This window comes from Aeromonas sp. QDB30, from assembly GCF_027707645.1.
Taxonomy (GTDB): Bacteria; Pseudomonadota; Gammaproteobacteria; order Enterobacterales; family Aeromonadaceae; genus Aeromonas; species Aeromonas caviae.
Window position 1 is genome coordinate 1 of the sequence record NZ_JAPCIY010000009.1, and the last position, 14252, is coordinate 14252.

General features: G+C 62.8%; 16 protein-coding genes and 1 pseudogene. 12 read left to right on the forward strand and 5 right to left on the reverse strand.

What is annotated here, in order from left to right:
- Nucleotides 1–109 precede the first annotated feature (109 nt).
- Both PG896_RS04310 and tapT read right to left on the reverse strand, forming a co-directional pair.
- Nucleotides 110–295: pseudogene (locus PG896_RS04310) on the reverse strand (type IV pili twitching motility protein PilT); the annotation flags it as partial.
- A 23-nt stretch (nt 296–318) separates the two neighbouring features.
- Nucleotides 319–1353, reverse strand: coding sequence for a type IVa pilus ATPase TapT (gene tapT / locus PG896_RS04315; protein ID WP_010673050.1), 1035 nt, complete (start codon nt 1351–1353; stop codon nt 319–321).
- 39 nt (nt 1354–1392) lie between these two features.
- Here tapT and PG896_RS04320 point away from each other — a divergent pair, with 39 nt between their 5' ends.
- The 5 genes from PG896_RS04320 to PG896_RS04340 all read left to right on the forward strand — a co-directional run bounded on the left by PG896_RS04320 (nt 1393) and on the right by PG896_RS04340 (nt 4353).
- Complete coding sequence (locus PG896_RS04320; RefSeq protein ID WP_042864460.1) at nt 1393–2094, forward strand: YggS family pyridoxal phosphate-dependent enzyme; 702 nt, start codon at nt 1393–1395, stop codon at nt 2092–2094.
- Between the two features lie 122 nt (nt 2095–2216).
- Complete coding sequence (proC, locus tag PG896_RS04325; protein ID WP_069652221.1) at nt 2217–3041, forward strand: pyrroline-5-carboxylate reductase; 825 nt, start codon at nt 2217–2219, stop codon at nt 3039–3041.
- 23 nt (nt 3042–3064) lie between these two features.
- Nucleotides 3065–3616 carry a YggT family protein gene (locus PG896_RS04330; protein ID WP_010673053.1) on the forward strand — a complete coding sequence of 184 codons (552 nt, stop codon included), beginning with the start codon at nt 3065–3067 and terminating at the stop codon, nt 3614–3616.
- Nucleotides 3616–3915, forward strand: coding sequence for a DUF167 family protein YggU (yggU, locus tag PG896_RS04335; RefSeq protein ID WP_010673054.1), 300 nt, complete (start codon nt 3616–3618; stop codon nt 3913–3915). The genes PG896_RS04330 and yggU overlap by 1 nt, the downstream gene beginning before the upstream one ends.
- Before the next feature lie 18 nt (nt 3916–3933).
- Nucleotides 3934–4353 (forward strand): DUF4426 domain-containing protein, encoded by a 420-nt coding sequence (locus tag PG896_RS04340; RefSeq protein ID WP_049636470.1) that lies wholly within the window; start codon nt 3934–3936, stop codon nt 4351–4353.
- A 75-nt stretch (nt 4354–4428) separates the two neighbouring features.
- Here PG896_RS04340 and PG896_RS04345 read toward each other — a convergent pair whose 3' ends face one another.
- The 3 genes from PG896_RS04345 to PG896_RS04355 all read right to left on the reverse strand — a co-directional run bounded on the left by PG896_RS04345 (nt 4429) and on the right by PG896_RS04355 (nt 6145).
- The gene (locus tag PG896_RS04345; RefSeq protein WP_042864458.1) at nt 4429–5259 is read right to left on the reverse strand and encodes a CPBP family intramembrane glutamic endopeptidase; all 831 of its coding nucleotides are present in this window, start codon (nt 5257–5259) and stop codon (nt 4429–4431) included.
- 171 nt (nt 5260–5430) lie between these two features.
- Complete coding sequence (locus PG896_RS04350) at nt 5431–5721, reverse strand: hypothetical protein (protein WP_039039963.1); 291 nt, start codon at nt 5719–5721, stop codon at nt 5431–5433.
- A gap of 49 nt (nt 5722–5770) precedes the next feature.
- The gene (locus PG896_RS04355) at nt 5771–6145 is read right to left on the reverse strand and encodes a YacL family protein (RefSeq protein ID WP_171864935.1); all 375 of its coding nucleotides are present in this window, start codon (nt 6143–6145) and stop codon (nt 5771–5773) included.
- A gap of 206 nt (nt 6146–6351) precedes the next feature.
- On the opposite strand from PG896_RS04355, the gene PG896_RS04360 reads away from it, so the two are divergent.
- The 7 genes from PG896_RS04360 to PG896_RS04390 all read left to right on the forward strand — a co-directional run bounded on the left by PG896_RS04360 (nt 6352) and on the right by PG896_RS04390 (nt 13810).
- On the forward strand, nt 6352–7467 hold the full coding sequence (locus tag PG896_RS04360; protein ID WP_171864934.1) for a sugar diacid recognition domain-containing protein: 1116 nt from the start codon (nt 6352–6354) through the stop codon (nt 7465–7467).
- A 119-nt stretch (nt 7468–7586) separates the two neighbouring features.
- On the forward strand, nt 7587–8849 hold the full coding sequence (locus PG896_RS04365) for a GntP family permease (RefSeq protein ID WP_039039966.1): 1263 nt from the start codon (nt 7587–7589) through the stop codon (nt 8847–8849).
- 9 nt (nt 8850–8858) lie between these two features.
- Nucleotides 8859–9992 (forward strand): glycerate kinase, encoded by a 1134-nt coding sequence (locus PG896_RS04370; RefSeq protein WP_270835392.1) that lies wholly within the window; start codon nt 8859–8861, stop codon nt 9990–9992.
- 261 nt (nt 9993–10253) lie between these two features.
- Entirely contained in the window at nt 10254–10817 is a 564-nt protein-coding gene (locus PG896_RS04375; RefSeq protein ID WP_201955400.1) for an NnrU family protein, read from the forward strand.
- A gap of 59 nt (nt 10818–10876) precedes the next feature.
- Entirely contained in the window at nt 10877–11413 is a 537-nt protein-coding gene (locus PG896_RS04380; protein ID WP_010673063.1) for a glutathione peroxidase, read from the forward strand.
- 82 nt (nt 11414–11495) lie between these two features.
- Nucleotides 11496–12431, forward strand: a complete 936-nt coding sequence (locus PG896_RS04385; RefSeq protein ID WP_069652342.1) for a LysR family transcriptional regulator — start codon at nt 11496–11498, stop codon at nt 12429–12431.
- A 182-nt stretch (nt 12432–12613) separates the two neighbouring features.
- Nucleotides 12614–13810, forward strand: coding sequence for a NupC/NupG family nucleoside CNT transporter (locus tag PG896_RS04390; RefSeq protein ID WP_041214468.1), 1197 nt, complete (start codon nt 12614–12616; stop codon nt 13808–13810).
- Nucleotides 13811–14252: the final 442 nt, after the last annotated feature.

Genomic DNA, 14252 nt, shown 5'->3' on the forward strand with positions numbered 1-14252 from the left:
GGCAAGCGATTGGGCCGCTGCCCACAGGAGTGGTTGAGGGCCGTGGTCAGGGCGTGCATCGAGAAGACAGATTATCCCATCCCGGCAGAACTGATGCCGTCAACCCCGTCCTGGTGAATAGATACTCGTCCAGGCTCTCCCTGATCAACGCCAGCGCCGTCGTCTTGTCGAGGGGAGCCGGCCCGAGCGACACCAGACGCCCGTTGACCTTGAGGGTCGGGGGGGCATCGACCGTGATGAAGAGATCCGAGCCCTTTTGTTCAACCAGTGCGGCGAGCAGAACATCCATGTTCATGGCGATTCCTTGGGTGTGCGAGCTTAAATGGTATTGGGATCGACAGCCTTGGCCTTGGCATCAAGGGAGGCGACGACCCCCCGGTTGACCAGCTGCTTGAGGCTCTGGTCCATGGTCTGCATGCCGTGGGTCATCCCGGTCTGGATGACGGAATAGAGCTGGGCCACCTTGTCTTCCCGGATGAGGTTTCGCACCGCCGGGATCCCCAGCATGATCTCGTGGGCCGCCACCCGGCCGCCACCGATACGCTTGAGCAGGGTCTGGGAGATGACCGCCCGCAGGGATTCGGAGAGCATGGATCGCACCATGTCCTTCTCCGAGCCGGGGAAGACGTCGATGATGCGGTCGATGGTCTTGGCGGCCGAGGAGGTGTGCAGGGTGCCAAACACCAGGTGACCGGTTTCGGCGGCGGTCATGGCGAGGCGGATGGTTTCGAGGTCCCGCATTTCACCTACCAGGATGATATCCGGGTCTTCCCGCAGGGCCGAGCGTAGGGCGTTGCTGAAGCTCTTGGTGTCGCGGTGTACTTCCCGCTGGTTCACCAGGCAGCGCTTGTTCTCGTGCACAAATTCGATGGGATCCTCGATGGTGAGGATGTGGTGGTGGAAGTTGTCATTGATGTAATCGACCATGGCGGCCAGGGTGGTGGATTTGCCCGAGCCGGTGGGCCCAGTCACCAGCACCAGGCCGCGAGGGTACTCCGCTATCTTGCGAAATATCTCCGGCGCCCCCAGATCGTCCAGGGTCAGAACGGTGCTCGGGATGGTACGAAACACCGCGCCCGAGCCGCGCGCCTGCTGGAAGGCGTTGACCCGAAAGCGTGCCATGCCGGGTACTTCGAAGGAGAAGTCCACCTCGAAGTTCTCCTCCAGCTCCTTGCGCTGGTGGTCATTCATGATGTCGTAAATGAGAGCATGGACTTCCCGGTGATCCAGGGCGGGCAAATTGATCTTGCGAACCTCCCCATCAACCCTGATCATCGGGGGGACCCCGGCCGAGAGGTGTAGATCCGAGGCCTTATGCTTTACACTGAATGCCAATAACTCTGTGATATCCATAGATTTGTTATTCTCCCATCACAAGATTACGAACGAAATATGAGCCAGATTGCCCAGCACCTGCTTCAGGTAAAGGAACGTATTGTAGAGGCTGCCCGGCGTGTTGGCCGCAGCCCAGATCACATCCAGTTGCTTGCTGTCAGCAAAACCAAGCCGCTGGGGGACATTCAGGCTGCCTATGCCGCCGGTCAGCGGCGCTTTGGCGAATCCTACGCCCAGGAGGCCGCGCTCAAGATTGATGCCTTGCGCGAGCAGAACGCCTGTACAGACATAGAGTGGCACTTTATCGGCCCGCTGCAATCGAACAAGTCCAAGCTGGTGGCGGAGCGGTTCGACTGGGTTCAAAGTGTCGATCGCGACAAGCTCATCGAACGCCTCAACAACCAGAGACCGAGTGGGCTCGCGCCGCTAAATATCTGTCTGCAAATCAATATTAGCGGAGAGAGCAGCAAATCCGGTACGTCGGAGCAAGAGATTTTCCGCCTGGCCTCCCTGGTGGCCCAAAGCGAGCGGCTGCGGTTGCGCGGTCTGATGGCCATCCCCGAGCATACCCGCGACGAGGGGGTGCTGGCGGCCCAGATGGCGCGCATGCAGGCTCTGTTCACCGAACTTGCGCAACAATACCCGAGCGTCGACACCCTTTCGATGGGGATGACCGAGGATCTCGAGCCGGCCATTGCCCATGGCAGCACCATGGTGCGGGTCGGGACCGCCATCTTCGGGGCCCGTGACTATTCATGAGCAAGAGCCGGGGCGAGAAACATCCCGGTCGTGCTTTTTTCAGGTAAACAGGCGCGTGTGATGCTGTCAGCCCGCACAGGCTGGGTCGGCATCCGCTGCGATGTCAGTAACAGGAGTGTTTGATGCAGCAGAGAACCCTCGCCTTCATCGGGGCAGGCAACATGAGCCGCAGTATCATTGCCGGCCTCATCCAGGCGGGTTACCCGGCAGAGCGTATCATCGCCGCCAATCCCAGCCGTCCCAAGCTGGACGAACTGGCCAGCCAGTTCGGCATCCGTATCACCCAGGACAACGCCGAGGCGGCCCGGGAGGCCGAGGTGATCGTGCTGGCGGTCAAGCCCCAGCTGATGGCGGGCATGCTGACGGCACTGGTGGCCGAGCTTGGCTCGCTGGATGGCAAGTTGCTCATCTCCATCGCTGCCGGCATTCGCGTCGCGCGCTTGCAGGAGATGGCAGGCGGTCACGATCGCATCATTCGCACCATGCCCAACACCCCCTCCTTGCTGGGGCTGGGGATGACCGGGCTCTATGCACCGCCCGCCATCGGGCAGGCCGATAGGGCGGTGGCCGAACAGATGATGCAATCCGTGGGCAAGACCCTCTGGGTGGAGCAGGAGGCCGGCATCAATGGCGTCATTGCGGCGGCGGGCAGTGCCCCGGCCTACTTCTTCCTGTTCATGCAGGCGATTGCCGAGGAGGCCGAGGCCATGGGCTTTACGCCGGAGCAGGCTCGTCTGCTGGTGCAGCAAACCGCCCTGGGGGCGGCCGCCATGGTGGAACAAAATCCCGATCTGTCGCTGCAGACCCTGCGCGAGCAGGTGACCAGCAAGGGCGGGACCACGGCCGAGGCCGTCAAGACATTCCAGGAGCAGGGGCTGATGCCGCTGACCGCAAGAGCCATGCAGGCGGCCGTTACCCGGGCCGGCGAAATGGAAACCCTTTTCTGAATCCCTTTTAGCAAGGAGCCCGGATGAACACGGCTTACTTTTTGATTAACACTGTCTTTGATCTCTACCTCATGGTGGTGCTGCTGCGGGTCTGGCTGCAGTGGGCGCGGGCCGACTTCTACAACCCCATGAGCCAGATGGTGGTCAAGCTGACCAACCCGCTGGTGGTGCCCCTGCGCCGCGTCATCCCGGGTTTTGGCGGGCTGGACATGGCCTCTGTGCTGCTGGCGCTGCTGATCGCCTTTGGCAAGTTGGTCCTGCTCAAGAGCATGAATGTGCTGCAGGCGGACTGGCTCACTCTCTGTCTGTTTGCGACGCTCACCGTGTTGAAGAAGGCGGGTTCCATGATCTTCTGGATCCTGCTGATCCGCGCCATCCTGAGCTGGGTCAGCCAGGGTCGCAACCCCATTGAATACGTGATGCACCAGCTCACTGAACCCTTCCTGGCCCCCATTCGCCGCATCCTGCCTGCACTGGGCGGGCTGGATCTCTCCGTGCTGGTCGCCTTCATCGCGCTGCAGGCCATCAACTACCTGATGGGGGATCTGTTCGGCCAGTTGTGGTGGATGATCTGATGCCCGCTGTCCTGCTGGAAGGGGACGAGCTGGTGTTGCATCTGATGATCCAGCCCAAGGCGAGCCGGGATCAGATCATCGGATTGCACGGTGACGAGTTGAAAGTGGCCATCACGGCACCGCCGGTGGATGGTCAGGCCAACAGTCACCTGATCAAGTACCTGGCCAAGCAGTGCAAGGTGGCCAAGGGGCAGGTTCGCATCCTGCGGGGGGAGCTGGGTCGGCACAAGACGGTCGCCATCGACGCGCCAAAACAGATCCCCGCCGAGATTGCCGCTCTGCTCGATAATCAGGGTTGATACGAGAGGGATGACATCATGAAAACAGCCTGGATGAGTTGCCTGCTGGCACTCCTGATGACGCTGCCGCTGCGGGCTGAGCAGATGCAGGAGCTGGGCCCCTGGAAAGTGCACTACAGCGCGTTCAACTCCAGCTTCCTCACCCCCGAGGTAGCCAGGACCTATGGCCTGGAGCGCAGCCGCTATAACGGCATCGTCAATATCGCGGTGCAGAACAAGCAGGGGGTGGCACAGGCGGTGGGGATCAGCGGCGAAGCCCGCAATCTGACCGGCACCCTTCGCCCCCTGAATTTTCAGGAGGTGAAAGAGGGGAATGCCATCTATTACCTGGCAGTGCTGCCCTATCGCAATGAGGACACCTACCAGTTCACCCTGAAGATCATGGGGGAGGGGCAGCAGCAGACGCTGACCTTCCAGCAGACCTTCTACGTCGACTAGATTGCAGGGTGAATGCAGATGCCCTGCCCCCACGGGGGCGGGGCATTTTTTTGCCCGGTGAACCTGTGCTCGACGTCAGTGGCTGGCCAGGGGATAGGTAAACAGGGCCAGGTGGGCGAAGTTGAACAGGAAGTGGAGCAGGATGGCGACACTGAGGCGCCCGCTCAGCTGGAACGCCAGGCCATAGCAGGCCCCCGCCAGCGCGGCGAACAACACCAGCAACGGGCCACCGGCAAGATGGGCTGCGCCGAACAGCAGGCTGGCGACCAGGAGACCTGCCCAGGGCGTGCTTCGGCTTGCCACCCCTTGCTGGATGCATCCCCGGAACAGCGCTTCTTCCGCCACGCAGGTGAACAGCAGGTTGTTGAACGCGAACAGCCACCACCAGTGGGGCAGTCCCGCTTCGGGTTTGAGGGCGCCCAGTTGCCAGGCGGTGATGAGCAGGGCAGCGAGCGGCAGGATGAGCAGGGCCAGCGGCCGCCAGCGCATCGTTCCACCCGGGCCGAGCAGGCCGGGGATGGCCAGCAGCAGGGCGAAGAAAATGAGCGGCTTGTCCAGATTGAGGTAGAGGGTGAAGGGCACGCTGGCCGGGCCCGCCTGTACCTTGTCGAGCACCCTGAGATTGTCAAAGCCTGGCACCAGATGCAGCGTCAGGGCGAGGGACCACAGCAGTACCAGCGTCAGTGCGACGCCGCGCCAGGGTGGGGGCAGGGTGGGGGTACGCCAGGCCAGCAGCAGACCGGCGAGGCTGACAAGAGCGGCGAGGGGCGCGAGTCGCTCAAGCCAGAGGGCGGTAAGCAGGGCTAGTCCCAGCAGGAGCATGCCGGGCCTGGTCCGGCGGGCGAGGCAGCAGAGTACGGCCAGCCCCAGGACGAGCCAGATGAGGATATCGGGGAGTGGTAACATCGAGTCTCCTTGTATGAATGAAGGGCGCACCTTAACGATCCCCATGGTCTGGTTCAAGGAAAAGGGGGTGGCCGAGACTGGCCGGCAGAAGACGCGCAATGAAAAGCCGGAGCTGGGCTCCGGCTTGGACGGCGGCAAGATGCCACCGAGAGAGGCGATGGCCTTCCCGTATCAGCGACCGGACTCGGCGATGACCCGGGCGATGATGTCGGCGCGTTTGCTGGCTTCCAGCTCGCCCAGGGCGATGAGACCGGCCTTGAAGATGACGTTCTTCGGCAGACTGACGTCATCCAGGGTGGTGATGGCCTCGACGTGCATGCCGTTCAGGCGGCTGGCATCGCGCGGGCTCAGGTTGACCTGGGTGTTCAGCACCTGCTTGCCCTTCTTCTTGGGCTGGGCGGGTTTCTTCGGTTGATCCAGCTCGTCTTCCGGCAGTTCGTCATCAAAATCGTAAATGGACATAGTCAATCCTGTTGGGTTGCAAGGGGCATGCTCGCCCGAATGGGGGTAATCAGCCCATATCCTCGTTGCGGATAAAGGCGCGCCAGGAGCCGAGTACCTGGGCAAAATCTTCCAGCCCGCACATGGCCAGCTGTTCATCATCGTAGTAGGCGAGATCGTCGAGATCCTCGTCCTGCTCGATATTGAGGACATTGGCCTTCACCTCGGCTTCCTCGTGGGTCAGCAGCAGGGAGTAGTCGCCCCCCAGCAGCCGGTATTCGGTGCGGGTCCGGCTGGAGAGCTGGTCGATGATGGCGAACAGCTCGTCGAGCTTCTCCTCGTCCTTGCCCACCTCGTCGATCAACCACTGGCCGATGGCTTCATGGCCCATGGAGAACCGGGCGCGATAGCCACCGAACGGGTCGCGGCGAAATTCATAATCCATAGCGGAGTCCATATCGGAGGGTGAAACCACCACGGCGCAAAGCGGCATGATGCCGGATCCTTGATCCATGGTGGGGCACTGATAGCGTAAAGTGGCCTATTCTAGCGATCCCCCCCGCGCTTGTCTTGATGATGTGGGATCTTTAACGGGTGATCCCGGTGATGGCGCACGCCGGGGACCCTGTCAACGAATGGTATGGAGAGGTAATGCAGCTCAACGACGCGCTCGCGCATCAGATAGTCAGCCGGGCGATGAAGATCCTCTCGTTCTCGGTCAACGTCATGGATGAACGGGGACTCATCATTGCGTCCGGCAATCCGGAGCGGCTGCACCAGCGCCACGAGGGGGCCGTGCTGGCCCTGACCGAGAACCGGGTGGTGGAGATAAGCGAGGCCACCGCCCGGGAGCTCAAGGGGGTGAGGCCCGGCATCAACCTGCCCATCGCCTATCAGGGGGAGCTGCTCGGTGTCATCGGCATCTCTGGGGATCCGGACATCGTGCGTGCTTACGCCGAGCTGGTGCGCATGACCGCCGAGCTCATCCTGGAACAGGCGGCGCTCACCGAGCAGTTGCAGTGGGACAAGCGCCACAAGGAGGAGCTGGTGTTGCAGCTCATTCGCGACGAAGGGCGGGCCGATCAATTGCAACAGGTGGCCCGCTTCCTCGAGCTGGATCTCGCCCAGCCCCGGGTGGTGGCCGTGCTGGCGCTGGAGGAGGCCGAGCCCGCCCAGGTGAGGGAGCTGGTTCACCTGCTGGAAAACCCGGAGCGGGACAACCTGGTGGCCATCAACGGCCTGGACGAGATAGTGGTGCTCAAACCCGCCCAGCTCAGCGACGGCGTCTGGCAGTCGGCGCAGGAGCGCAGCCGGATCCGGCAGCTGCTCTCCCGTATTCCCCATTTCAAGGTTCGCATCGGGGTGGGTGATTACTTCGCCGGCATCCCCGGGCTGGCGCTCTCCTACCAGACGGCGCGAGACACCTTGCGCCGTGGCATGCGCCAGTCGCCCCGCAAGCAGGTCTATTTCTTCGAGGATTACCGGCTCTCAGTGCTGCTCGGCACCCTGGCGGACTCTTGGCAGGCGGATCAGCTGCGGGCTCCGCTGCAAAAGCTGGCGCAGGAGGACACAAAGGGAACGCTGCAAAAGACGCTGCGCCAATATTTCTTGCAGGATTGTGATCTGCATCCCTGTGCCGAAGCCCTGTTCATTCACCCCAACACCCTGCGTTATCGACTGACCCGGATAGAGCAGATAACCGGTTTGAATTTCAACAAGTTAGATGACAAATTTCTGCTCTATCTCGGGCTCAGTCTCGATAGCTGATTTGTCTTTTCCAACAAAAATACAAGGCCGGTAAATGCTTTTTTTGGTTTTATGGCCAAAGCATTCCAGGCGGGGATCCCCATAATGGCGCCACTCATTACAACAACAAGGTGCCCGTCATGATCCCAGTCTCCGCGCTCGGCGCGCTCGCCGCGCTCTCCATCGCCATCTTCCTCATCCTGAAGAAGGTGCCGCCCGCTTACGGCATGATTGTCGGTGCCCTGGCCGGTGGCCTGATCGGTGGCGCCGACCTGACCCAGACCGTCGCCCTGATGATCGGCGGCGCCCAGGGGATCACCACGGCAGTGATGCGGATCCTGGCGGCGGGTGTGCTGGCCGGGGTGCTCATCGAATCGGGCGCCGCCACCACCATCGCCGAGACCATCGTCAAGAAACTCGGCGAAACCCGCGCCCTGCTGGCCCTGGCGCTGGCCACCCTGATCCTGACCGCGGTCGGCGTCTTCGTGGACGTGGCCGTCATCACGGTCGCCCCCATTGCGCTGGCCATCGCCCGCCGTGCCGATCTCTCCAAGGCGGCCATCCTGCTGGCGATGATCGGCGGTGGCAAGGCGGGCAACGTCATGTCTCCCAACCCCAACGCCATCGCGGCAGCCGATGCCTTCCACCTGCCTCTCACCTCGGTGATGGCGGCGGGCATCATTCCCGGCCTGTTCGGTCTGGTGATGGCCTACTGGCTCGCCAAGCGCCTCAACAACCGGGGCAGCAAGGTGGCCGCCGACGAGGTGGTGAGCTTTGACGGTGCCAAGTTGCCCGGCTTTGCCGCCGCCATCAGTGCGCCCCTGGTCGCCATCCTGCTGCTGGCCCTGCGTCCCATCGCCGGCATCGTGGTGGACCCGCTCATTGCGCTGCCTCTCGGCGGCCTGGTCGGTGCCCTGATGATGGGCAAGTTCACCAAGGTGAACCAGTTTGCCGTCTCGGGCCTGGCCCGCATGGCGCCGGTGGCCATCATGCTGCTGGGGACGGGTACCCTGGCGGGCATCATCGCCAACTCCGGCCTGAAAGATGTGCTCATCAGCGGCCTGACCGCTTCCGGTCTGCCCTCCTATCTGCTGGCCCCCATCTCCGGTGCCCTGATGTCGCTGGCGACCGCCTCGACCACGGCCGGGACTGTGGTGGCCTCCAACGTGTTCAGCGCCACTCTGATTGAACTGGGGATCAGCAGCCTGGCAGGGGCCGCCATGATCCACGCCGGCGCCACCGTGTTTGACCACATGCCCCACGGCTCCTTCTTCCATGCCACCGGCGGCAGCGTCCACATGGGCGTCGGCGAGCGGCTCAAGCTCATCCCCTACGAAACCGCGGTCGGTCTGACCATCGCCGTTGTCTCCACCCTGATGTTTGGCGTGTTTGGCCTCGCCTAAGGAACTGATATGAAAATTGTGATCGCCCCCGATTCATTCAAGGAGAGCCTGAGCGCCATGGCGGTGGCCGATGCCATCGAGGCCGGTTTCAAGCAGGTGCTGCCGGATGCCACCTACGTCAAGCTGCCCATGGCCGATGGCGGCGAGGGGACGGTGCAGTCTCTGGTGGATGCCACCGGTGGTCGCATCCTGCCGGTCGAGGTGACCGCCCCCCTCGGCAACAGGGTGCAGGGCTTCGTGGGCCTGCTGGAGGATGGCAAGCGCGCCGTCATCGAGATGGCGGCGGCCTCCGGCCTTCATCTGGTGGCGCCCGAGCTGCGCAATCCGCGGCTCACCTCCAGTGTCGGCACCGGGGAGCTGATCCTGGCCGCGCTGGAGATGGGGGTGAACCACCTCATCCTCGGCATCGGCGGCAGCGCCACCAATGACGGCGGTGCTGGCATGATCCAGGCACTCGGCGGCAAGCTCCTGAAAGCAGATGGTACCCCCATCGCGCCGGGCGGTGCCGGTCTGGCCGAGCTGGCCACCATCGACCTGAGCGGGCTGGATCCCCGTCTGACCGGACTCACCATCGAGGTGGCCTGCGACGTGGACAATCCGCTGTGCGGCCCGAAAGGGGCGTCCGCCGTGTTCGGTCCGCAGAAGGGGGCAACTCCCGAGATGGTGGCCGAGCTGGATGCCAATCTGGCCCGTTACGCGGACTGCATCGAGCAGGCGCTTGGCAAGCAGGTGAAGGAGATCCCGGGAACGGGGGCCGCAGGCGGCATGGGGGCAGCCCTGGTGGGGCTGCTCGGCGCCGAGCTCAAACCCGGCATCCGGATCGTCATCGAGGCGCTGAACCTGGCCGAGGCGGTGGCCGATGCGGATCTGGTCATCACCGGCGAGGGCCGCATCGACAGCCAGACCATCCACGGCAAGACGCCCATCGGGGTGGCTCGCTGTGCCAAGCAGTTCGGCAAGCCGGTGATCGGCATCGCCGGATGCCTCACCGATGACTGCGGCGTGGTGCACGAGCACGGGCTGGATGCGGTGTTCGCCGTGGTCAATCGGGCCATGTCCCTGCCGGAGGCGCTGGCCACCGCCACCACCAACCTGCAGCTCACGGCCCGCAACGTGGCGGCTCTCTACCTGCTGCGCAAATGACCCTCTCTCCTGGCCGATGCGGTGCATCGGCCTGACCCTGCCCCGTGCAGCAGAGTGAGCGGCCCGGCGTGGCACCTCTGACGCACTTGCCGATCCTTGGGTCGGCTTTTTTTATTATCCTGCTGTCTTTCATATGGTTTTTGTATTCTGACAAGGGGCTTTGCGGCATAGTGATCTCCCGACAGTGAGGGAGCCACGAGAAACAAGGCCCGCCTGAGGGAGGGCTTCCCATTCCGGGGGGCAATATGCGAGGAGCGAGCCATGATCCTGCTGACCCTGGGGGTGGTGTTGTTCACCCTGACTCATCTTTACCCCTGTTTCGCGGCACAGCACCGCGCCCGTCTGCGGGAGCGGCTGGGGGAGAACCGCTACAAGGGGCTCTTCTCGCTGCTGGTGTTCGTCGCCATCGGCGGCATCCTCGCAGGCTGGCGCAGTGCCAGCCCCATGCCCCTCTATTTTCTGCCTGTCTGGGGGCCCACCCTGGTGATGGGGATCATGCCGATCGCCCTTGTCCTGCTGTGTGCGGGGCAGGGGGCGAACCATTTCCGTCGTTGGCTGGTGCACCCCCAGCTGCTCGGGGTGCTGCTCTGGTCGGGGGCCCATCTGGCGGTGAACAGCGAGGCGCGTTCCCTGGTGCTGTTTGGCGGGCTCGGTCTCTGGGCTCTCATCAGCATCGCCTGGATTTCGATGCGGGAGTGGGGCCGTCACCCCCGTGCCGCCGCCACCTGGCAGGGGACGGGGATCAGTCTGGGGGCGGGGCTGGCCCTCACGGCTCTGCTTATCTTCTGGGGACACGGCTGGCTGACCGGGATCCCCCTGCACTGATCCCTGAACCAGATTCCGGGGTCTTGCGTATGATGGACAAAACAATGGGAGTCACGTCGATGAAATGGTTCACCCTGCTGCTGATGCTCGGCTCGGGTGCGGTCTCCGCCGCCTGCCCCGATTACTTCAACGTGGAGATGCGGGAGCTCAACAGCACCCAGCGCCACAACCTCTGCCAGTTGACCGAGGGCAAGGTGGTGCTGGTGGTCAACACCGCCTCCTACTGCGGTTACAGCGGTCAGTTCCGGGATCTGGAAGCCCTCTATCAGGGCTACAAGGAGAAGGGGCTGATGGTGCTGGGCTTCCCTTCCAACGATTTCTGGCAGGAGGCGGGCAACGAGAACAAGACCGCCGAGGTGTGCCGCCGGGACTACGGGGTGACCTTCCCCATGTTCAACCGGGTGGCGGTGCGGGGTTCGGATGCGGTGCCGCTGTTCAAGGGGCTGGCCGCTGCTGCCGACGGTGATGCGCCCAACTGGAACTTCCACAAGTACCTGGTCGGGCGGGACGGCAAGCTGATTGCGAGCTATGGCGCCAACCAGAATCCGTCGGATGATCCTCTCAAACAGCAGATCATCGATGCCCTGGGGCACTGACCCTACCCCATGGCGAGCCGCTCTGGAATAATGCGGCCCCGCCATCCACTCCGGTGACTCCGTGCTGCAACGTCTTCCCCAAATGGTGATCTTCGATGCCCTGGTTCGTGAACAGGGCATCTCGGCGGCTGCGCGCCGCCTCGGGGTCTCCAAATCCCACATCAGCAAGCAGCTCGCCCTGCTGGAAACCGCGCTCGGCGCCCAGCTGGTACAGCGCACTACCCGCCGTTTCGGGCTCACCGAACTGGGTCAGGAGTATGCCCGCCACTGCCGCGCTCTGGTGGCGGTGGCACTGGAGGCGGAGTCCATGGTGGCGGAGCGCCGTGGCAAGGTGAGCGGCGTGCTCCATCTGGGGGTTGGTCAATCCTTCGGGAGGTTGCACGTGATCCCGCGCCTCAAGGCGTTTCAGGCACGTTATCCGGATCTGGAGCTGGAGGTGTCCCTGTTCGATCACCGCACCAATCTGGTGGATGAGGGGCTGGATCTCTGGATCACCACCTACGAGGACAAACCCGAGTCCCTGGTAGGGCAGCGACTGGCAGACATCGGCTTCGTGCTGGTGGCCTCGCCGGATTATCTGCTGAGTCACGGCACGCCACTGCACCCCAGGGATCTGGCCCATCACAATTGCATCACCTACCAAAGCCGGGAGCGGCGCTACCACGAGTGGTCATTTCGCCAGGGCAAGGAGCGCCAGACGGTGCAGGTGGCGGGCAACTATCGGGTGGATCTGGCGGAAGCGGTGCGGGACGCCGCCCTGGCCGGGCTCGGCATCGCCTATGTGGCCAACTACCTGCTGGACAAGGAGCTGCAATCTGGTCAGCTCATCCCTCTGCTGCCCCAGTGGCAACCGAACCAGAAGATGGCGGTGCACGCCGTCTATGCAAGGCGAGAGCATCTGGATCCCAAGATCCGCCTCTTCATCGACTTCCTCAAGGAGAGCTTCGGACCCGGGCCCTACTGGGCGCAGCGACTCGCACCCTGGCTCGGGGGGAAATTGTCCTGCACCGAGGAATAATCGTTTCCATACAAGAACACTGGCGTGAGTGCGGTTTCAAAGTTGTGTCAAATCAGTCAGTTGGCGCAACCGATATCGTGCAAACGTTTTTGCTAACAGGGTTGTAACCCGGCGGGGTTGCGGCGGTGAGGGGAGGGGAGCAGAATCCGCGCCCATCTTCAGCCTCACTGGATGGAATCCCCATGATTGCCCTGCTTGGTATCCTGAGCATCCTGGCCCTGGCCGCACTCTGCTCTGATAATCGTCGTCGTATCCCGTTGCGAACAGTGGGCTTTGCCCTCTGCCTGCAAGTGCTCTTCGCCGCCCTGGTGCTCTGGCTGCCCGCCGGTCAGCAGGTCTTGAACGGTGTCAGCGAGAGCGTCAGCAGCGTCATCGGCTACGGCCAGGAGGGGATTGCCTTCCTGTTCGGGGATCTGGCCAAGTTCAAGCTGGGCTTCATCTTCGCCTTCAACGTGCTGCCGGTGATCATCTTCTTCTCCGCGCTGATCGCCATCCTCTATCACATCGGCCTGATGCCCAAAGTGATCGCCCTGCTCGGCGGCGGCCTGCAGAAATTGCTGGGCACCGGCCGCGCCGAGAGCCTCTCTGCCACCGCCAACATCTTTGTCGGCATGGTGGAAGCGCCGCTGGTGGTCAAACCCTATCTCTCCAGGATGTCCGATTCCCAGTTCTTTGCGGTGATGAGCTGCGGGCTGGCCTCGGTAGCTGGCGGCACCCTGGTGGGCTACGCCAGCATCGGGGTCGAGCTGAAATACCTGATTGCGGCGGCCTTCATGTCCGCCCCTGCCGGGCTTGCCATGGCCAAGATCCTGGTGCCGCCCGCCGCGCAAGAGGAAGATCACCACGAAGACGTGGAGATCCCCCGCGCCACCAACGTCATTGAAGCGGCCGCCGATGGTGCCATGGCGGGTCTCAACATCGCCGTCGCCGTGGGGGCGACCCTGCTGGCCTTCGTCGGCGTGATCGCCCTGCTCAACGGCCTGCTGGGCTGGGCCGGCGACCTGGTGGGGCTGGAGCTGAGCTTCCAGATCATCCTGGGCTGGCTGTTTGCCCCCGTCTCCTGGCTCATCGGCGTTCCCTGGGATCAGGCCCAGGCGGCTGGTGCCCTGATCGGCACCAAGATCGTCATCAACGAGTTCGTCGCCTTCATCGCCCTGGTGCAGGATCAGACCCTGAACGAGTCGAGCAAGGCCATCGTCACCTTCGCCCTGTGCGGTTTCGCCAATATCTCTTCCATGGCGATCCTCATCGGCGGCCTGGGGGCCATGGTGCCGGAGCGCAAGTCCTTCATCGCCCGCTATGGCATGCGCGCCATCCTGGCGGGGGTGCTGGCAAACCTGATGAGCGCCTCCCTGGCAGGCTTGTTCCTCGCCCTCTGATAGACCCTGGAAGTCAGCACCTTCCAATCATTGCCCGCTTCGGCGGGCTTTTTTGCACCCGCTTGCAGGCAAAAAAAAGCGCCTCTGGGGAGGCGCGGGGAAAAGACAGATTGGAAGCGTCACATGGGTGCCACCTGAATGAGGGATGAGCCGTCCCATCCAAGTGTGAAGCCATGATGCCTGATGCTCTCTGAAGCGCTTCTGAGGCGATTCTTCATACTGTGTTCATTTTCAAAATGCTGCTGCAATGTGATTTTTAAATGTTTGATGCTGAAATAAAATAAATAATCGGTGATTTATTTTGTTGTGCGGCTCAAAGGAAAGATGAATCGGGGCGGTGGGCACGCTCCTGCCATGGGGCGGATCCGGCGACAGATTATCCCGGTGCCGGCTCAACGCATCATGTAACCATGCTGCCAGATGGCAAGCAACCAGCATGTGA